This window comes from Nocardia sp. NPDC055053 (genome assembly GCF_053608285.1).
This window is the reverse complement of record NZ_JBSGVD010000018.1, coordinates 64,183-84,414: the sequence shown is the minus strand read 5'-3', so window position 1 is coordinate 84,414 and position 20,232 is coordinate 64,183. Positions and strand designations below refer to the sequence as shown.

14 protein-coding genes and 1 tRNA gene are annotated in these 20,232 nt (G+C 69.6%); 12 read left to right on the top strand and 3 right to left on the bottom strand.

Features of this window, described 5'->3' with window-relative positions; genetic code table 11:
- Nucleotides 1-109 precede the first annotated feature (109 nt).
- Complete coding sequence (locus ACWF82_RS20130; RefSeq protein ID WP_452503201.1) at nucleotides 110-1,378, top strand: phthiocerol/phthiodiolone dimycocerosyl transferase family protein; 1,269 nt, start codon at nucleotides 110-112, stop codon at nucleotides 1,376-1,378.
- A 14-nt stretch (nucleotides 1,379-1,392) separates the two neighbouring features.
- Here the strand turns inward: ACWF82_RS20130 and ACWF82_RS20125 are convergent, their stop codons facing one another.
- A complete protein-coding gene (locus tag ACWF82_RS20125) occupies nucleotides 1,393-2,211 on the bottom strand; it encodes a MerR family transcriptional regulator (RefSeq protein ID WP_452503199.1) in 819 nt (272 codons plus the stop codon).
- A 108-nt stretch (nucleotides 2,212-2,319) separates the two neighbouring features.
- Nucleotides 2,320-4,335 carry a TPM domain-containing protein gene (locus ACWF82_RS20120; RefSeq protein WP_452503197.1) on the bottom strand — a complete coding sequence of 672 codons (2,016 nt, stop codon included), beginning with the start codon at nucleotides 4,333-4,335 and terminating at the stop codon, nucleotides 2,320-2,322.
- A 70-nt stretch (nucleotides 4,336-4,405) separates the two neighbouring features.
- Between ACWF82_RS20120 and ACWF82_RS20115 the strand changes: the two genes are divergently transcribed.
- The 5 genes from ACWF82_RS20115 to dnaG all read left to right on the top strand — a co-directional run bounded on the left by ACWF82_RS20115 (nucleotide 4,406) and on the right by dnaG (nucleotide 10,318).
- Complete coding sequence (locus tag ACWF82_RS20115) at nucleotides 4,406-5,083, top strand: MBL fold metallo-hydrolase (protein WP_452503196.1); 678 nt, start codon at nucleotides 4,406-4,408, stop codon at nucleotides 5,081-5,083.
- Nucleotides 5,084-5,443: 360 nt separating this feature from the next.
- Nucleotides 5,444-6,418, top strand: a complete 975-nt coding sequence (locus tag ACWF82_RS20110; protein ID WP_452503194.1) for a LysR substrate-binding domain-containing protein — start codon at nucleotides 5,444-5,446, stop codon at nucleotides 6,416-6,418.
- Between the two features lie 5 nt (nucleotides 6,419-6,423).
- Nucleotides 6,424-7,110: a YdcF family protein gene (locus tag ACWF82_RS20105; RefSeq protein ID WP_452503192.1), complete on the top strand. Its 687-nt coding sequence runs from the start codon at nucleotides 6,424-6,426 to the stop codon at nucleotides 7,108-7,110.
- 6 nt (nucleotides 7,111-7,116) lie between these two features.
- Nucleotides 7,117-8,370, top strand: a complete 1,254-nt coding sequence (locus ACWF82_RS20100) for a deoxyguanosinetriphosphate triphosphohydrolase (protein WP_452503190.1) — start codon at nucleotides 7,117-7,119, stop codon at nucleotides 8,368-8,370.
- A gap of 25 nt (nucleotides 8,371-8,395) precedes the next feature.
- Nucleotides 8,396-10,318 (top strand): DNA primase, encoded by a 1,923-nt coding sequence (gene dnaG, locus ACWF82_RS20095; RefSeq protein ID WP_452503188.1) that lies wholly within the window; start codon nucleotides 8,396-8,398, stop codon nucleotides 10,316-10,318.
- Between the two features lies 1 nt (nucleotide 10,319).
- Here dnaG and ACWF82_RS20090 read toward each other — a convergent pair whose 3' ends face one another.
- Nucleotides 10,320-10,580: a hypothetical protein gene (locus ACWF82_RS20090; protein WP_452503187.1), complete on the bottom strand. Its 261-nt coding sequence runs from the start codon at nucleotides 10,578-10,580 to the stop codon at nucleotides 10,320-10,322.
- Between the two features lie 211 nt (nucleotides 10,581-10,791).
- Here ACWF82_RS20090 and ACWF82_RS20085 point away from each other — a divergent pair.
- The 6 genes from ACWF82_RS20085 to ACWF82_RS20060 all read left to right on the top strand — a co-directional run bounded on the left by ACWF82_RS20085 (nucleotide 10,792) and on the right by ACWF82_RS20060 (nucleotide 20,118).
- Nucleotides 10,792-10,864: transfer RNA gene (locus ACWF82_RS20085), tRNA-Asn, on the top strand.
- Nucleotides 10,865-10,879: 15 nt separating this feature from the next.
- Nucleotides 10,880-11,329, top strand: a complete 450-nt coding sequence (locus tag ACWF82_RS20080; protein ID WP_452503185.1) for a type II toxin-antitoxin system YoeB family toxin — start codon at nucleotides 10,880-10,882, stop codon at nucleotides 11,327-11,329.
- Between the two features lie 115 nt (nucleotides 11,330-11,444).
- A complete protein-coding gene (locus ACWF82_RS20075) occupies nucleotides 11,445-12,446 on the top strand; it encodes a lipase family protein (RefSeq protein ID WP_452503184.1) in 1,002 nt (333 codons plus the stop codon).
- 134 nt (nucleotides 12,447-12,580) lie between these two features.
- The gene (locus ACWF82_RS20070; protein ID WP_452503182.1) at nucleotides 12,581-12,988 is read left to right on the top strand and encodes a PPOX class F420-dependent oxidoreductase; all 408 of its coding nucleotides are present in this window, start codon (nucleotides 12,581-12,583) and stop codon (nucleotides 12,986-12,988) included.
- A gap of 207 nt (nucleotides 12,989-13,195) precedes the next feature.
- Nucleotides 13,196-14,137 carry a methionyl-tRNA formyltransferase gene (locus ACWF82_RS20065; protein WP_452503181.1) on the top strand — a complete coding sequence of 314 codons (942 nt, stop codon included), beginning with the start codon at nucleotides 13,196-13,198 and terminating at the stop codon, nucleotides 14,135-14,137.
- Between the two features lie 71 nt (nucleotides 14,138-14,208).
- Nucleotides 14,209-20,118 (top strand): amino acid adenylation domain-containing protein, encoded by a 5,910-nt coding sequence (locus ACWF82_RS20060; protein WP_452503179.1) that lies wholly within the window; start codon nucleotides 14,209-14,211, stop codon nucleotides 20,116-20,118.
- Nucleotides 20,119-20,232: the final 114 nt, after the last annotated feature.

The following is a 20,232-nucleotide window of genomic DNA, read 5'->3' as shown; positions in this document are numbered from 1 at the left end:
GCCCGCGCCCCCATCCGGCGCGGGCTTCGCTGTGCGCGTGGCGTGGACGTGATCACAGTGCGTACCTGACGGTTTGCATCGGCCGGGCTCGTGCCTCACTCTGTGCGTTGTGCTGTGGGAACCGGAAGATGTGGTGCGGGGGCTCGACCCGTCGGAACAACGATTCGTCCGGCATGCCACCTTCACCGGGCGCTCGGTGACGGTTCGCGGTGAACTCGACGCCGCGGCCCTCGGCGCGGCGTTCGCGGCACTGCAGCGCGCCTTCCCGATCCTGGTGTGCCGGATCGTCGAGGACGTCGAGGAGAACGGAATCCTGCTGCGCCCCGGGCATATCGAGCCCGTCGGCGCCTGGGTGAGTTTCGGTGATCCCGACGAGGTCAGGATCCCCACCGAATCGATGGACCCTGCCGATCAGCTCGGGTATCTGGATGTGGTTCTCGCCGAAGAGGATCGGGCGCGGGTCACGCTGTTCGTGCACCACAGCGTCGCCGACGCCGGGCATTGCGTCGAGCTGTTCGCGCGGCTGTGGGACTACTACACCGATCACGTCGAGACCGGGTCGATCGAGGCCGGGTCGCGGGGATATCCGGTGTCGCTGGAATCGCTGCTGGCGCAGCGGGGGACCGAGCGTGGACCGCGGTCGGGACTGGAGACCGTGACCCGTCCGCTCGTCGTCGCCGACGCGGTGGGCGTGGTCGAGCCGTCGCCGCAGGCCACCGCCGCGCTGGCCAGGCCCGCGCGCATCCAGTTGGACCCCGCCGAGACCGCACGGGTGCTCGACCTGGCGCGGACGCATGCGGTGAGTGTGAACGGGCTGGTCACCGCGGCGGTGCTGCGTGCGTTCACGTCGGTCTACGACGTGGCCGAGGTCGGCTGTGTCTACCCGGTCGACATGCGCAGGCGGCTGGACCCGCCGATCGCGGCAGCGGCGGGCACGAACATCTCCGGCCTCGCCGCCTTCACCACCGACTCCGCCGGGACCGACGACATCGTCGCCCTGGCCCGGCGGATCGGCACCAGCCTGCACGACGATCTGGCGACCGGCGTGATCGAACAGTCGGTACTGCACTTCCCCGACTTCTTCGGCCCCACCCGCATCCACTCGACGGCCGGGCACATCGCCCTCACCAATACCGGTACCGTGCCGACCTTCCGCGCGCCGACGGGCCTGATCCTCGACGACTACGAGATCGTCTACCTGTCCGCGCATCCACGTCCGTCGACGGGGGCCTCGGCGGCGGTCACGTTCCTGGTCTACACCTACCTGGGCAGGCTGACCATCGGCAGGCTCGGCGGCGGCGTGCGCGCGGCCGAACTGCTGCCCGCCGTAGCCGCCGAGCTCACCTGGCAGGCCGACCACGAGGCCGCGACCGCCTGATACCGAGGTTCGGGTCAGCGCGGTGCGAGGGGCTCCTGCAGCTCGGTGACCCAGCCGTCGGGATCGGGCGTCCACGCCAGCGTCACCTCACGCACCGGCGCCGCGGTGCGGTAGCCGTTGTCCTCCACCCAGCGGCCCAGCGCCTGCCACGCCGCGCCGATCCCGGTGACATTGCCGTGGTAGACGGTCGTCGCCACGCTCGCGTGCGCGGGCAGATCGACGATCGAGAACCCCGGCGCCGCGTCGGGTTCCACATTCACCGGCACGCACGCGTGGATGTCGACGGTCCCGTCCTCGCGCGCGTCGTAGTAGGCGATCGCGGGTCCGGCGATGGCGATGCCTGCCTGTGCCAGCCGATCACTGAGATCGCCGAACAGCGGCTGGATCACCGGGCTGATCGCCTGCGGCTCGAAACCCGCTGCCCGCCCCGTCGATTCGGCCACCCGCACCGCGGGCACCGACTTGATCACCACATCTTGATCGGGCATGACGCCCTCCTTCTCGATGATGCGGAGTCTCGCTTCGACATCGGTCAACCGGGCGTTGTCGGCCGCGATCCGCTGCTCCAGCTCGGCCCGGCGCAGCGTGAGCATGCCGCGCAGTTCCTCCGGGCCGGGACCCGGATCGAGCATCCGGCCCACCTGTTCCAGCGTGAACCCGAGCTCCTTGAGCGCGACCAGGCGGTTGAGCCTGGCCAGCTGCGCGGCCGTATAGAACCGGTAACCGGTGGCCGGGTCGACCCGTGCGGGCCGCAACAATCCCACGGCGTCGTAGTGGCGCAGCATGCGCACCGACACCTGACCGTGCCTGGCGAAATCTCCGATACTGAACATGACGCCCTCCGGTGTACGACCTCACACGGTGTGAGGGTCAAGCCGAACGCATGCCCGCTTCCAGCGGAGAACAATCGCGCCGGAAGTGCGCCCCGGTCGGTGCCGCGGTCAGAACCGGCCACCTCGGCTGACCCGGCGCGATCCCGACGATCCGCCATAGGAACCCGGCCGGTACCCGCCACCACCGAATCCGCCACCACCGCGCCGTGTCGCACCGCCGATCGAGCCGCGCAGGAAACCGTCGAGCAGGATGCCGCCGAGCACCGCACCGGCCTGCGATCCGCCGCCCGCCACCGGTTGCCTGGACTCCCAGGCGCGCACGCTCGCCTGCGCCTGCTGCAATGCCCGCCCGCCGAGGTCGGCGGCGGTCTGCGCGCTGACGAGCGCGCGGTCGGGGTCGGTCCCCGCCAGCCCGCGCGCCTCGTCGAGATGACGCTGCGCCTCGGACAGCCGCGTGCGCGCCTCGGCGTCGACCCCACCACGCCGGGTGGTGATGAACGAGGACGCCGCATCGATCCTGACGGCGGCGTCGGTGAGCGTGCGATCGAGCCTGCGCCGCAAGTCCTCCACGGCCAGTTTGCGATCCGAGGCCGCCGCGATCGCGCGATCCAGCTCGGCGTCGGCGGTCACCGCCTCGTGAAAGGCGCCGAGCGGATCGGATTCGGCGGTGGCCGCCGCGGCATTCACGGTGGCGCTCGCCCTGGTGACCGCGGCGGCCAGTTCGGGACCGCCGAATTCGGTCAGTGCCGAGGCGGCGGTGAGATCGGCGCGCAGTTCGTCGAGGGCAGCGGGCAGCCCGTCGCGCGCCTGCTGGATATTCGTCGCAGCCTGGTCGACCGCATCGAGCAAGGTGCGTGCCTGCCCGATCGCGCCCTCGGCACCGCGGATCGCCGCGACCGCCCCGCCCTGCTGACCGACCGGCCGGGTCAGCGCGGTGCGGGCGGTGTCGACGTTCTGCTCGGCGAAGGTGATTCGCTCCGTCGCCATCCGCACGTTGTCGTGGATCGGGGCCAGCACCGAGGCGGGGTAGGCCGAATTCAGCCGGGCCAGTTCGGCTTCGGAGGCGGGTTTGCGCGCGGTCAGGTCGACGATGTCGCGGGTCAGCCCGTCCAGCCGGGCCGGTGCGTCGATGAGCAGATCGCGCATCGCATCGAAATCGGCGACCTGGGCATCGAGTTCGCGGTCGGCCTTGCCCGCGGTGGAGATCAGCTCGATCAGCATGCTGCGCTGCTGGTCGGGAGTTTCCGGGACCGCGTCGTCGAGCTGCTGGCGGATCGTGAACGCCTTGGCGGTGGCGGCACGGGCCGCATCGAGAGCCGTTCGGAACGGTGTTACCGCGGTCTCACCGAATTCGCTGGTGGCCAAAGCCAATTCCTCGGAACTGGTGCGCACCGCGTCGTCGATCTCGACGAGCCGTTCGCGCGAGAGCGCCTGCAAGGTCGGCAGCGACAATTTCGCCAGCGCGGCCGAATCACCCGGGTCGACGGCGCGGGCGGTGCTCAGTTCGGCGCGGTCACGATCGCGACGGCGCTTGCGGGAGAACAGGAGCAGGCCACCAGCCAGGAGAACGACCACCAGTCCGATACCGGCGAGCCACCCCATCGGCACCCCGCCGCCGCGTATCGCCGACCCGATGCCGTCGGCGGTGTCGACACCGGCCTGCGCCCATTTGCCGTCCCGCAGATCGGGTTCCACCGTGCCAGCCAGCAGCGAATCCAGTTCGTCGTCGCTGACACCGTCGGGCAGGATGCCGTCGAGCCAGTAGCCGCGATCGTCCACGGCGACCGCGAGCAGCAGATCGTGATCGCTGAAACCGGACAGCTCGGAGGTGCGGGCCGCCCAGTCGCGCGGGGCCATCGAGGCGAAATCGCGCACGTAGATCACCCAGAGCTTGACCTGGTGGTCGCGGTAGAGCCGGTCGACGGCCTCGAGCACCCTGGCTTCGTCCGCGCCGCTGAGCACGTCCGCGCTGTCGACCACCCGCGGACCCATCCGCGACGGCGGCTCCGCGGTCGCGCTCGGCGCGCAGAGCAGGCTCACCGCGGCGAACACCGCGCAGAGCAGGCCGGCCGTCGCGCGCACCGGAACCGATCGTGGGGCCGAACTCTTCCTCGACAGCGGCATGTGTCGAATCTAACGGGCGCGTGGCGACCGCGGGTGCGACGGCGCGGGGCGCGGCTTCTACGATCGGCGCATGGTCACAGTCGATCGCCTCTACACCGGACATGTCACCGCAGGCGCGGCCGCCCAGCAGCGGGACGTGCCCGGCGCTCGGATCGTGAAGATGTCCGTCGGCCCGATGGACAACAACACCTACCTCGTGCAGAGCACGGCCACCGGCGCCGCGGTGCTCCTCGACGCCGCCAACGACGCCGCGCGCATCATCGATCTGATCGGCCAGGAAACCCCCGGCCAGATCGAGCTGATCGTCACCACCCACCAGCACCCCGACCACTGGCAGGCGCTCACCGAGGTCACCACCTCACTCGACGTCCCGACCGCCGCCCACCCCCTCGACGCGGGCATCCTGCCGGTGCACCCCGAGCATCTGCTCGCCGACGGCGACACCATCCAGGTCGGGGATCTCGTCCTCGAGGTGATCCACCTGCGCGGCCACACCCCCGGCTCGGTCGCACTGGCCCTCATCGACGGCGCAGGCCGAACCCACCTCTTCACCGGCGACTCTCTCTTCCCCGGCGGAGTGGGCAAAACCCACAGCCCGGCAGACTTCGACACCCTGCTCACCGACGTCAGCACCAAGCTGTTCGACCGTTTCCCCGACGACACCGTCGTCTACCCGGGCCACGGTGACGACACCACCCTCGGCGACGAGCGCCCCCACCTCGGCGAATGGCGCGACCGGGGCTGGTGAACCCCGTCCCAACGCAATAAAGAACGGCACCAGACGCGGGCCGAGGTGCCGTTCTCCGACGGTCCGAACGCCGTCGACTCCGACGGTTGTGACACCGTCAACCCGAGGCCGCAATCAACGAGACCGGCGTTCGGGTCACGTGACCTCCTGATGGTGAACGGAGGCCGCGAGGAGATTTAGTTGTTCGGTTGGGCACCCCCTTCGAGGAACCGCGATAAACAACAATTCGGTTGAGCTGCCGCCTGCCCCGCTGTGCAGGCGACCTGGGTGGGATACCCGGTTTCCCGGACCACCCTCCGTGGCGCCCTGCCGTCGCAGTGCACCACTACCCAGTACACCCTTCGGACAAGGTGATGTCGAGTGCCTCGGCTACTCGAATCGAGGGCCTGGTCAGGCGATGGTCGCCTTGGCCTTCGCGCGACGCATCGGCGTGCCCTCTGCCGAGCGACGGGATCAGAAGACCGGTCCGGTGAGGGTGAGGCCGAGACCCAGCCGTCGCTGAGCCGGGCGATCAAACAGTTCGAGGCCGATCTCGGCTGTGCACTGCTGCATCGCTCGCCGACCGGCGTGACGCTCACACCCGCCGGGTCCGCGCTCTACGACGAGGCACGCGAGCTGCTTGCCCGGGCCGATCAGCTGCGGACCAGGGTCGCGGCGGTCGCCGGGGTGTCCGCGATCACCATCGGCACCATCGCCGAACAGGCGGGCACGCGACTCGCCGCGGCCTACCGCGCCCGGCACCCCGGCGTGCGGGTCCACATCAGAGAGGGCGACTTCGCCGACCCCACCGCGAGGTTGCGCGCCGGGCGCGTGGATATCGCCCTCACCCGCACCCCGTTCGACGAAACCGGTATCACCACCCGAGTGCTGCGCACCGACCCGGTCGGCGTCGTGCTCCGTGCCGACGACCCCCTGGCCCACCGCACGAGCCTGTACCTGCGCGAACTCACCGCCCGGCAGTGGTTCCAGCTACCCGGTGACGCGGACCCGGTCTGGCGGGGCTACTGGTCGCACCCCACCGACCCGGACACCGGTCCCGTGGTGCGCACCGTCCACGAATGCCAGCAGACCGTCCTGTGGAACGGCACCGTCGGACTCACCCCGCTGGGCCACCCGGTGCCTGACGGCCTCGTCGTGATCCCGCTCGCCGACAGGCCGCCGAGCAGCCTTGTCCTGGCGTGGAACAGCGCCGGGCACAGCCCGCTGGTCCGCTCGATCACCGACATCGCGGCGACGATTTCCTGGGACAGTGTCGCCGCTGCCGACCGTTCACCGGACCGGAATCGGGCGGTGACCGCTGGCATGATCGGTCGTCGGACCGACCTGGCAGACTGATCAGGATGAAATCGGGTTTCCCGCGAACGGCCGCTCCTGCCCCGGAAGTACACCATGGGCTCGGGTCGTCGGTCTCGCTCTGGATCGGCCGGTTGATCGCGGGGGCGGTACTGATGGCGCTGGTACTGGTCGCCGGGACGGCCGTCCGGGTGTGGCAGGTCGCGCGGATCGACGACCACTCCAACGCCGACGCGATCGTGGTGCTCGGCGCCGCGCAGTACTCGGGCACGCCGTCGTCGGTGTTCGAGGCGCGGCTGTACCAGGCGTGGCGGCTCTACGAGGCGGGCGTGGCGCCGCGGGTGATCACCGTCGGCGGCAAGCAGGACGGCGACCTCTACACCGAGGCCGCCTCGGGCAAGTGGTACCTCGAGGACAAGGGCGTGCCGAGCGAGGACATCCTCGCGGTGGAGACCGGATCGGACACCCTGCGCAGCGTCGAAGCGGTGGCGACCGAGATGCAGTCGCGCGGGATGTCATCGGCCGTACTCGTCAGCGATCCGTGGCATTCACTACGGACCAGGACGATGGCTCGCGACGCCGGACTGGCCGCGTGGACCGCGCCGACCCGCACCGGACCGGCGGTCTACACCAGGGAGTCGCAGTTCCACGGCATCGCCCGCGAGACCGGCGCGCTGCTCTGGTACCAGCTCACCCATTTCTCGGCAGACTTCTCTTACACGGCGGGACAGTGAGACTCGATGACCGACAGCTACATCCCGCACGACCGGGAACGGATGGTCCACGAGCCGGGCAAGACCGCCTGGCCGGGCGCCGCGGGCAAGGGCCACCGCAGTGAATTCTCCCGCGACCGCGCTCGCGTCCTGCATTCCGCGGCCCTGCGCCGCCTCGCCGACAAGACCCAGGTCATGGGCCCGCGCGAGGGCGACACCCCGCGCACCCGCCTCACCCATTCGCTCGAGGTCGCCCAGATCGGCCGCAGCATCGCCGACGGTCTCGGCGCCGACCCTGACCTCGTCGACCTGGCCGGCCTCGCCCACGACATCGGCCACCCGCCCTACGGACACAACGGCGAACGGGCACTCGACGAATTCGCCGACGAATACGGCGGTTTCGAGGGCAACGCGCAGAACCTGCGCATCCTGACCCGCCTCGAACCGAAGGTCCTCGACCCGGCGGGGGAGAGCGCCGGGCTCAACCTGACGCGCGCGGCCTTGGACGCGACCCTCAAATACCCGTGGGGGAGAAGTGGTTCCGGCACCAAGTTCGGCGCCTACGAGGACGACCTCGAGCGCCTGGCCTGGGTCCGCAAGGACGCGCCCGACCGCAAGCAGAGCCTGGAATGCCAGATCATGGACTGGTCCGACGACGTCGCCTACTCGGTGCACGACGTCGAGGACGGCGTGATCGTCGGCCGGATCGACCTGCGAGCCCTGGCCGACCCGGCCGAGCAGGCCGCCCTCGCCGAGCAGGGCCACGGCCAGCACCCCGACCAGTCGATCGACGCGCTGGCCGCCGCCGCGCAGCGCCTGTCCGAACTCGACGTGGTGGCCGACGCGGTGAACTACGACGGCACCTTCGCCGCCTCGGTCGCGTTGAAGCGGCTCACCAGCGAGCTGGTCGGCCGGTTCGCGACGGCCGCGATCGCCGCCACCCAGGATCACCACGGGCCCGGCCCGCTGACCCGCTACGAGTCCGATCTGATCGTGCCGCCGATCGTGGCCGCCGAGGTGGCCGTCCTCAAGACCGTCGCCCTGCGCTACGTGCGCTCCGACCGCGGCCACCTGGCCCGCCAGCAGACCCAGCGCGACCGCGTGCAGGCCGTCGCCGACCGCCTGCTCACCACCGCGCCCGCCCACCTGGACGACCAGATGCTGCCCTGGTGGAACGCCGCCACCGACGACACAGCCCGGGTGCGCGTGGTGATCGACCAGATCGCCTCCTACACCGAGAGCCGCTTCGAGCGCGTCGCCGCCTCGCTGGACTGCCGCTGAGCCGACCCGACTAGACTCACTCACCGTGGCCGGACGAATCCCAGATCGCGATATCGCGGCGATCCGTGAACGGGTCCGGATCGAAGATGTGGTGGGCGAGTACGTCGCGCTCAAGCGCGCGGGCGCCGACTCGATCAAGGGCCTGTGCCCGTTCCACGACGAGAAGTCGCCCTCGTTCCACGTGCGGCCCAACCACGGCCTGTTCCACTGCTTCGGCTGTGGCGAGGGCGGTGACGTCTACAAGTTCCTGCAGCAGATCGAGCACATCGGTTTCGTCGAGGCCGTCGAGCAGATGGCCGACCGCATCGGCTACCAGATCAACTACGAGGGCGGCGGCACCTCGGTCCAGCGCGACCGCGGCACCCGCTCCCGGCTGGTCGCCGCCAACGCCGCCGCGCACGAGTTCTACATGGCGCAACTGCGCGAACCCGAAGCCGAGACCGCCCGCAAGTACCTGACCGACCGCAACTTCGACGGCGCCGCCGCTCAGCAGTTCGGCTGCGGCTACGCGCCCGGCGGCTGGGACGCGCTCACGAAACACCTGCTGCGCAAGGGTTTCGAGTTCAAGGAGCTGGAAGCGGCCGGGTTGTCCAAGCAGGGCAAGCGCGGTCCGATCGACCGGTTCCATCGCAGGCTGCTGTGGCCGATCCGCAACCTCGGTGGCGAGGTGATCGGGTTCGGCGCGCGCAAGCTCTTCGACGACGACACCATGCCCGGCAAATACGTGAACACGCCGGAGACGTTGCTGTACAAGAAGTCTCAGGTGCTGTTCGGGCTCGACCACGCCAAGCGCGAGATCTCCAAGGGTCACCAGGCCGTCGTCGTCGAGGGCTACACCGACGTGATGGCCATGCACCTGGCCGGGGTGAAGACCGCCGTCGCCTCCTGCGGCACCGCCTTCGGCGAGGAGCACCTGCAAGTGCTGCGCAGGCTGCTGATGGACGACAACTTCTGGCGCGGCGAGATCATCTACACCTTCGACGGTGACGCCGCTGGCCAGGCCGCCGCCTTGAAAGCCTTCAGCGGTGATCAGCGACTCGCGGGCCAGACCTACATCGCCGTCGCTCCCGACGGCCAGGACCCGTGCGAGCTGCGTCAGCACTCCGGCGACGCCGCCGTCCGCGATCTGGTCGCGCGCCGAACCCCGCTCTACGAGTTCGTGATTCGCGGTCTGCTGGCCGAACACAACCTCGACGACGTCGAGGGCCGTGTCGAGGCGTTGCGCCGTACGGTGCCCGTGGTGGCCCAGATCAAGGACAACGCGACCCGCAAGGGGTACGCGACCAAACTGGCGGGCTGGGTCGGCTGGGACGATATCCAGCTCGTCGTGCGCCGGGTCGGCGAGGAAGCCAAGAAGAACCGGATGGGTGGCACGCCCACCACCGGAAAGGCCGGCGCCGCGGCGATTCCCGCGCCGCGCGTGGCGGAGAGCTCCTCGGTCCGGCCTGCCCCGAACGACCCGGTGCTGTTCGCTCAGCGTCAATCCCTCAGTGCTGCACTGCAATACCCCGGTATCGCGGGCGCGGCCTTCGACGCCATCGACACCGCCGCGTTCACCCACCCCGCCTACGTCGCGGTGCGCATCATGATCGCGAAGGCGGGCGGCACCGCGGCCGGGCTCAGCGGCGCCGAATGGGTCGCCGCGGTCTCCGACCACACCGACGACCTGATGATCCGCGCCCTGGTCTCCGAACTGGCCAACGAGCAGTTGCCGGTGCGCTCCCAGAACGACATCCCGCGCTTCATCACCGGCATCCTCGCGCGCACCCAGGAAGCCTGGGTCGGCCGTCAGATCGCCGAGCTGAAATCGAAGCTGCAGCGCTTGTCGGCCAGTGAGGAGCCCGACACCTACATGGCCCTGTTCGGCGACCTGGTGGCGCTGGAGCAGTACCGCAAGAGCCTCGCCGCCCAGGCGATGGGCAACGAGGGCTACGCGGCGGGCGCCTGAGTCAGCGGCGCAGCTGGTTGTTGCGCAGCTGGTCGTGCGGGATCAGCACCGTGGTGCGCTCGTCGATCGGCTCCATCGGCTCCAGCTTCGGCTGCGTGCTCAACTTGTCCGACAGCTTCTGCCGGCCCACCGAGACCAGCTTCCTCGTCACCGGACTTCCCGTGACCGCCCGCGTCGCCGCACTGATCTGCTCGTAGCGCGCGCGCCCGGCCTTGGTGCCCAGCACATATCCGGCCGCTACGCCGATGATCAACCGCAGCATCTCCTGGAGCTCCTCCCACGTCTGTGTGCGGGCTCCATCCTGCCCCAGCAGCCCCACCCCTGTCGATCCGGCCACCGGTTGTCGGCACATCGTTATACGCCACATGTCCGCAGGTAGCAGCCCGATTTGGGAACCTGCGACGCCATGCGCTAAAGTTTCATCTCGGTCAGCCCGCCAAGGCAGACCGCCTGAGTCTAACGGCTCAGGGCAATCCCCTATAGCTCAATTGGCAGAGCAGCCGACTGTTAATCGGCAGGTTTCTGGTTCGAGTCCAGATGGGGGAGCAGTAGAAGAGGTTCTTGCCTGCGAACATTCTCGCAGGTGAGGACCTCTTTTTTCGTTCCGGTACCGTGTCTGCCGGCAAAGAGGTCGACAACGACCGCACCGCGATCCACATCACCGGCAAGAAGGGCGACGCCGATGCAGGAAACGCCGCAATCCGCATCAATCGCCTGATCGACGACATCGCCCGCGATCCCTGCAACGGTCTCGGCAAGCCTGAGCCGCTGCGAGGCGACAAGTCGGGCTATTCGAACTCCCGATCACGGATCGTACGGTGCCGGAACGGTGACGTGCTCGCGCCGGTGCACTACGCTCGCGGGCACGAACTAGAACAGGTTCTCGGAGTGGGGGTGTGCGATGCGGGCAATGGGGATCGCGACATTGCGGGCGGCGGTAGTCTGTGCGGTGTTCGCGCTGGTCACGGCGTGCGCGGGTTGGGCTATGGCAGTACCGCTGCCGGAACATGATTCGTTCTACGCCGAGCCTGTCGGTCTCGCGGACCTACCCAACGGGACGGTGCTCGCGTCCCGGGTGATCGAACCGGAGTCGTTCCTGCAGCCGTTGCCCGCGGACGCGTGGCAGGTGCAGTACAAGACGATCGACAATCATGGGGCACCCCGTGCCTACATCGCGACAATTCTTGTACCGCAGGGAGAATGGACCGGGGCCGGCCCGCGTCCGCTGCTGTCGTATCAGGTCGCCGAAGACGGTGTCGGCGCGAAATGCGCACCCTCGTATGCGCTGCGCGGTGGGATCGGCGGCGTCCCGAGCAACGCGTATTCCGAGACCGGCATGATTCGGTTTGCGCTGCAACAAGGTTGGGCTCTGGTCGTGCCGGACTATCAGGGGCCTGACTCCGATTTGTTCGGTGCCGACGGGTATGTCCACGGTGTGCTGGACGGTATTCGCGCGGCCACAGCGTTCGCACCCGCGGCTGTCGACCCCGCGGCGCCGATCGGGATGTGGGGATACTCCGGCGGGGCGCAGGCCACCGCTATCGCCGCGCAAGCGCACAGCACCTACGCCCCGGAGTTGCGATTGACCGGTGTGGCGCTGGGCGGGGTGGTCGCGGACCTGGAGGCCACCATGTCCGGCTTCAGCGGTGGAATCGCCGGTGGGGGCGCTGTGGTCGGCTTGGTTGGGTTGAATCGGTCCTATCCGGAAGCCGAGGTGGCTCAGTACCTCAACGAATCCGGGCGCGCGATGTTGGCCGCAAGCCAGGCCGATTGCCTGCTCGACGCCGCTCTCGCGTATCCCTTTCTCGATGCGGCGTCGCTGGAAGCCTGGCCTGGATCGATCACGAACAACACCGAATTGAGCAAGGTGGTGCGGAGGGCCAGTCCGTTGTTCCGTCCGGGCGCACCCGGCGTGCCCGTGCTGGTCTACCACGCGGTCGCTGACGAGTTCGCGCCCGTGGACGCGGCGCGGGCGCTGGCCGGGAAATACTGCGCCGCCGGGATTCCGGTGCAGCGAGTCGAGCATTCGTTCGGCGAGCACGGCACCGAAGCCGTGGTGGGGTTGTCCGCGGCCCTGACCTTTCTGGCTGACCGATTCGCCGCGAAGCCGGCGGCAAGCACCTGCTGAGCGGCGTCAGGCCTCGATGCCGAGGCGCATCGGGGGTGATCGGCTTGGGAATCGGCGTCGGTCTCCGGGCGACACGGTCGGCGCGATCGAGCCGATCCCGGAACGTCCGGCCTGTTGCGGAATACTGCGATGGCATGAGCTTCACGGATGCCGAACTCGACTACCTCCGGTCGCAGCCGCTGGCCCGCCTCGCCACCCGTGCCGCCGATGGGCAACCGGACGTCGTTCCGGTCGCCTACGAGTTCGACGGCACCTACTTCTGGGTCGGCGGTGCCGCGACCTTCCCCCGTACCCGCAAGGCACGCAATGTCGCCGCGGGCAACACCGAGGTGGCGCTGGTGATCGACGACCTGGTCTCGCTCGACCCGTTCATCGCGCGCGGCGTGCGTGTCTACGGTCATGCCGAACCGCCCGTCGAACGGACGGGCATCGTGGGTCCCGGCTACTACCTGCGAATCACGCCGACGCAGTCCTGGAGCTGGAACCTGGCCGGTGAGCCGGCCGGTGATCAGTGGTACGACACCCGCCACTCCCGGCACTGACGATAGCTGCCTCCTTCGAATCCGCGGATCGGTTCGCGTTCGTTGCCGGAATGGCTTGGTGTGGTTGATATGTCAGCTTTCGGGTGCCGTGCTGCTCGCGGAAACCGACCGGAAGCGGTCATTTGTCCAGGTGGGGGCACGTACCGGGGTCGTCAGCGACTGTACGGCAATGTAAGGTAAGCCTACGCAAATTCGAGAGGCTAGTTCATGCGCATCGTGTCGTTCGGCTTTCAGACTTGGGGTCGCAAGACCCTGCAGGCACTCATCGATTCCGATCACGAGGTGGTCCTCGCGGTCACCCATCCGGCAACGGATTCCTCCTACAAGGCGATTTGGAACGATTCGGTCGAGGAACTGGCCGCCGAGCACGGCATTCCGGTACATCTGACCGAGCGCGCGGATGCCGAGACCATCGAACTGGTCAGGCAGGCCGAACCCGATGTGATCGTGGTGAACAGCTGGTACACCTGGATGCCTGCCGAGCTGTACGACCTGCCGCCGCACGGCACGTTGAATCTGCACGACTCGCTGCTGCCCAAGTTCACCGGCTTCTCCCCGGTGCTGTGGGCGCTGATCAGCGGGGCCGAGGAATTCGGCCTCACTGTGCATCGCATGGACGAGCAGCTCGACACCGGCGACATCCTGATCCAGAAGCGCCTGCCGATCCCCGCCGGCGCCACCGGCACCGAACTCGTCCTCGCCGGAATGGAATTGATTCCGGGTGCGGTACACGAGGCCCTCGCCGCCCTGACCGGCGGCACCGCGGAATGGACGCCGCAGGACAAGACCGAGCGCACCTACTTCCACAAGCGCTCCGATCGTGACAGCCGGATCGACTGGTCCTGGGACGCGGTCGACCTGGAACGCTTCGTGCGGGCGCTGTCGGCGCCGTACCCGCGCGCCTATTCGCACTATCGCGGGCAGCGTATCGAGGTGCTCGACGCGAGGATCTCCGAAGCTCGCTACGGCGGCACCGCGGGGCGGGTCATCGTTCAAGAAGGCGGCGGCGCGGTCGTCTGCGGCACGCAGTCACACCGCGGCGGCGGCGAGGCGCTGGTCATCACGCGGGTCAGGACCGCCGACGGCGCCGAACACGACGGCGCCGAATTCTTCGCCCGCGGCGGCTATCTCACCGACGACCCCGCCTGAGGTCGCATCCCCGAGGTGGCCATGCACGCGTGGCCACCAGTTCTTTCGTTCTTCCCAGCACCAGAGGCACCATGACGCACCCTGATCCGACCCCTGCTGTCCGACCGCTCACCGCGGCACAACGCGAGGTGTGGTTCGCTCAGCAGCTACTCGGACCGGTGCCGTTGACCGTGGCGCAGTACGTGGATCTGAACGGCCCGCTCGACCTCGAGATCTATCAGCACGCGGCCCGCAGCGCCGCGCGCGATCTCGGCGCCTACCTGCGGTTCACCACTGTCGGCGGTGAGCCGGGACAGGTGCTCGATCCCGGTATCGACGATCGCATCGTCGTCCGGGACTACGCGGCCGAACCAGATCCGTGGGCCGCGGCGATGGCGTGGATGCGCGCCGATCAGTGCGCGCCGTTCGATCTCGCCGTCGATCCGCCCATCGTGACCACGGTGCTGCGGCTGGGCGAACAGCGCCACCTGCTGTACACGCGGGCGCACCACGTGGCGCTCGATGGATACGGTGCAATTCGGTTGCAGCAGTTGCTGGCTCGTCACTACGAGGCAGCATTGGCCGGGGCGCCGGTGCCCTCGGCGCCGGTGGATTCGACGGCGGTACTGGCCGAGGCCGAGGCGACCTATCGGGCGTCCCGGCGGTACGTGACCGACCGGGAGTACTGGCGCGGGCAGATCGACGAGCTGCCCGCACCGGTCAGCCTGGCGGCACGGTCCGGTGATCCTGACCCGTTGCCGATCCATGCCCGCGTCGAACTCCCGGAGTCGCTGGTCGCCCAGCTGCGCGACCGCGGGGCTTTCCCCGGCAACACGGTGGTGCTGGTGGCGGCGTTCGCCGCGTTCCTCGGCCGGCTCACCGATGCCGATCCGGTGACGCTGAGTTTGCCGGTCACCGGGCGTATTGTCGCCAAGCTGCGCGAATGTGGCGGCATGACCTCGAACATCGTGCCCTTGAGCTGCTCGGGCGACACCGTCGGCAGCGTCATCGCCAGTGCCGGTGCCGGGTTGAGCGGGGCGCTGCGCCATCAGCGCTACCGCGGTGCCGACATGGTTCGTGACAGCGGACGGCAGGCACGATCGCTGGGCTTCGGACCCGCGGTCAACATCATGAACTTCCACACCGAGCAGGTGCTGGGGCAGGCGCGCGGCACGATCCACCTGCTGTCGACCGGACCGGTCGACGATCTCGCGCTCAACGTGTATCCGGTCGACGGTTCCCGGTTGCGGGTGGAGTTCGAAGCCAATCGCCATCGCTACACCAGTGCGGAGGTCACCGCGCACCTCGACCGCTTCGTCGGCTTCCTCACCGCGTTCGCCGCGGCGGCCGACGATGTCCCGATCGCCGAATTGCCGGTGCTCACCGGCTCCGAGTGGGAGCAGCTGGTTCCGTGGCGCGGTCCGCAGGCGCGGACGCCGGCGACACTGAGCGAGCTGATCGCGGCCGCCGTCGCCGAGAACCCGGACGGCACGGCTGTCGTCTACGGCGAAAAGCGCTGGACCTACCGCGAATTCGACGCGTGGACCGACCGCATCGCCGATACCCTCCACGCGGCGGGCGCCGGACCGGAGACGTTGGTCGCGATGGTCATGGAACGGTCCGCCGCGTCGGTGGGCGCCGTGTGGGCCATCGCCAAGACCGGCGCCGGGTTCGTCCCGATCGATGCCGGATACCCCGCCGAGCGCATCGCGCACATCCTGGGCGACTGCGGCGCCACGCTGGGCGTGACCACCGCCGAGCAGCGCTCGAATCTGCCGGACTCGGTGGGCTGGACGTTCGTCGACGTCGCCGGGCCCGCCGACGACGACACCTCGGCGACCGCGCCGCGCACGCGGCCGGCTATCCGCCCCGAAAATCCGGCCTACCTCATCTACACGTCCGGCTCGACCGGCGTGCCCAAGGGCGTGCTGGTGACCCACGGCGGGCTGGCGAACCTCGCGGCCGAACGCCGTGACCGGTACGCGCTGCGGCCGGGCGCGCGCACTCTGCACCATGCCTCCCCCGGCTTCGACATGGCGGTCGGGGAGATCCTGTGCGGGCTGGCGGGCGCGGCGACGCTGGTCGTGGCGCCGCGTTATGTGATGGCCGGGCCGGATCTGGCCCAGCTCATCCGGCGCGAACGACTGACCAACGCCATCATCACCCCGGCGGTGCTGGCCACCCTGGATCCCGAGACGCTGCCCGACCTGCGGGTCCTCGGGGTCGGCGGCGAGGCGATCCGCCCCGACCTGGTCGCGGCGTGGTCGCGAACCCGGCTGATGCGCAACGGTTACGGCCCCACCGAAGCCACCGACATCGCCACCATCGCCGAGCTCGAGCCGGACCGGGCGGTCACCATCGGCGCGCCCCTGCGCGGGTTTCACGCGCTGGTGCTCGACGCCCGGTTGCGGCCGGTTCCGCCCGGCGTGATCGGCGAGCTCTACATCGGCGGCCCGGCGCTCGCCCGCGGCTATCACGGCAAGCACGCGCTCACCGCGGGCCGGTTCGTCGCCGACCCGTTCGGCCCGCCCGGCGGCCGGGTATACCGCACCGGCGACCTCGTCACCGTCACCGCGGGGCCTGACCCCGAGCTGATCTACCACGGCCGCAGTGATTTCCAGATCAAGGTCCGTGGGCATCGCATCGAGCCGGGTGAGATCGAGACCACGCTCACCGGACTCCCCGGCGTCGGCCGCGCGGCCGTCACCGCGCACGAAGACGGCCGCGGAACCCATCTGGTGGCCTATCTGGTTCCGGATGGGCCGCTCGACGTGGAGGCGGTGCGAGCACGGATCGCCGAAAGCCTGCCCCCGTACCTGCGGCCGAGCGCCTACCTCGTCCTCGACACCTTGCCGTTGACACCCAACGGCAAGCTCGACAGCCGGCGGTTGCCCGCCCCGGTGTTCGCCAACAACGGCGCCAGGGCCGCTACCACGCCCGCGGAGCAGGCCGTCGCGGCCGCCGTGGCCGAGGTACTTTCGGTCGATTCGCCCGGTGCCGACGACGACTTCTTCGAGCTGGGCGGCACCTCGCTCACCGCCACCGCGCTCGCGGCCAGGCTCGGTGTCGATGTCCGCGCTGTCTTCGACGCGCCGACCGTCGCGGCGCTGGCCGTGCGGCTGGGCGACCCCGACCGTGTCGCCGTGCCCGCACCGGTGGCGGGCCCGCGTCCCGAACACCTCGCCCCCGCGCCCGCGCAGCTGCGGATGTGGCTGCTGAATCAGCTGTACCGGGACTCGTCGGCGTATCACCTGCCGATCGTGCTGCGCCTGTCCGGCCCGTTGGACGAGGCGGCGCTGGATGCCGCGGCACGGGATGTGGTGCAGCGGCACGAGGTACTGCGCACGGTGTACCCCGACAGCAGCACCGGACCGCGGCTGCGCATCCTGTCCGCCGACGACGCCTTGGCGAAGACGCCGCTCGGTGCACGCCCCCTCGCGCCGACGGAGCTGGACGCCGAACTCGCGGTGACGATCGCCGCGCCGTTCGACGTCACCACCGACGCACCCATCCGGCTGGCATTGTGGCGCCTGGGCGCCGACGAGCATGTGCTGGCGTTGGTGGCCCATCACATCGCCGCCGACGGCTGGTCGCACGGCCCGCTCGTCGCCGACCTGTCCGCGGCCTATGCCGCGCGGGCCGCGGGTAGCCGGCCGCACTGGGACCCGCTGCCCCTGCAATACGCCGACTACGCCCTGTGGCAGCACGACAGGCTCGGCGACCGGCGCGACCCGCAGTCGACGGCCGCGCGTCAGCTCGCGCACTGGGTGCGGGCGCTCGGCGGCGCGCCCGCCCGGCTGCCGCTGCCGACCGACCGGATCCGCGCCCGCGGTGCCGGTCGACCCGGCGGTGGCGAAGGCGGGAGGGTCGAATTCGAGATCTCGGCGGAGACCGCCGCGGCGCTGGCCGACCTGGCCCGGCGCCACGACGCGACGCCGTTCATGGCCGGATACGCGGCATTCACCGTGCTCCTCGGCCACCTCGCCGGTGCGACCGATGTGACCGTCGGAACCCCGGTGGCCGGTCGCGGTCATCCGGCGCTGGACCGCCTGGTCGGCATGTTCGTCAACACGCTGCCGCTGCGCCTGACCATCGACCCGCAGGAGAGCTTCACCGCCGTACTGTCGCGCGCGCGGGAGGTCACCCTCGGCGCGCTCGGCAATGCCGATGTGCCCTTCGATCACATCGTCGAGGCGGTCAATCCGCCTCGGGACGACACCGCGCACCCGCTGTTCGAGGCTGTGTTCTCCTATGAGAACCTGCCGCCGCTGCCGTCGCTGCGCTTGGGCGCGGTCGACGTGAGCACGCTCGACATCGCCTGGCGAACAACACATTTCGATCTCTCGCTGACGATGCGTGAGCAGCCGGAAACAGGTGGTCTCGCGGCCGGTTTCCAGTACGCCACCGACCTCTACGACCTGGCAACGGTGGAGAGCTTCGCGGCGCGGTTCCACCACATCCTCGCCGCGATCGTCGCGCACCCCGAGGCCACGATCGAGCAGCTCACCTCCGGGTTCGGCACGCCTGGACGGAGTGCCGAGCACACCGCGCAGCACGCGGCGCTACCCGCGGAGTCCGCCGAGCCCGCCACCGTGCGCGAGCTCGCCGTGGCCCGGGTGTTCGCCCAGGTGCTGGAACGTGACTCGATCGGGGTCGAGGAGAACTTCTTCACTCTCGGCGGCACCTCACTGCTGGTGTTCACGCTGCGCGCCGAACTGCGCAGCCAGCTCGGCATCGATGCCGACCCGCGAACCCTGTTCGAGGCGCCGACACCACGCGCGGTGACAGCGGCGGTCTCGGCGGAGTCTCTCGCCGCCACGGAGGCGCACTGGATCGCGACGCTGACCGCCGACGCGTGCCTGGATCCGGCCATCACGGTCCCCGCGGAGTTCACACCCGCCCCGACCGACCCCGCCGCGGTCCTGCTGACCGGCGCAACCGGTTTCGTGGGTATTCATCTCCTCCGGGAGCTGCTGGACCGCACCTCGTCGCGGATCTGGTGCCTGGTGCGCGCCGACGACGCCGACGGGGTGCATCGCAGGCTCGGCGCGACGCTGGAGCGGTACGGGCTCGACCGGGACGGGCTCGAGCGGGTCGTCGCCGTGCCCGGTGACCTGGCCGCGCCGCGGTTCGGCCTCACCGGCGAGGCCTGGGCGGAACTGGCCGAGCGCATCGAGGTGATCTACCACAACGGTGCCCGCGTCAATCATCTCGAATCCTATGCGACGCTGCGGGCGGCCAATATCGCCGGAACCGCGGACATTCTGCGGCTGGCGGTGGACACGCGGGTGAAGACCCTGCACTACGTGTCCACGGTGTCGGCCGCGGTCGCCACGGGACACATCGGTGTCGTCGCCGAGGACACGGCGATCACCGTTGACCAGGTTCCGCGCAACGGGTACCTGGCCACCAAGTGGGTGGCCGAACAGCTCGTCGTGGCGGCAGCCGAACGTGGGCTGCCGGTTGCCGTGCACCGCCCCGGCCTGGTCGCCGGGGCGATCGGCAGCGGCGCGATCAGCACCGACGACGCCTTCTGGACGCTGATCCGGTCGGCGGCGCATCTGGGTGTCGCACCCGATATCGAGAATGCCGACGTCACGTTGGCCCCGGTGGACTACGTCGCCCGCGCCCTGGTCGCGCTGGCGACCTACCGGCAGCCCCGAGGGGAGATCTATCACCTCGTCAACAGTGCGCCGACGGGCGTCGGCGACATTCTGAACACCCTGCGCCGCAGTGGGTTTCCGATCGAGACGGTGACAGTCGAGACCGCCGCCGACCAGCTGACCGGTCAGCTGTCGCGGCACCCCGACCTGATGCGCGCGGCGCTGATCGCCGAGAACTATCTCAACGGTGGCGGCGATGCCCTGCTCGTCGACGACACCGGAACCAGGGCCGTCCTCGCCGAGCTGGGGGTGCAGTGTCCCCGCATCGACGACGCCGTGCTGCTGCGCTACGTGGAAGGATTCATCGCCGCCGGCCTCCTGCCCACCCCGATCGGCTGATCGTTCGTCTTCGGAGACGAATTCACCGGATGTATTTCTTCGTTCGAGATGAATTCGGCCCGACGGGTATCGAGGGACTGTCGTGGGCTCGAAATGCCTATTGATCTCCGGTAA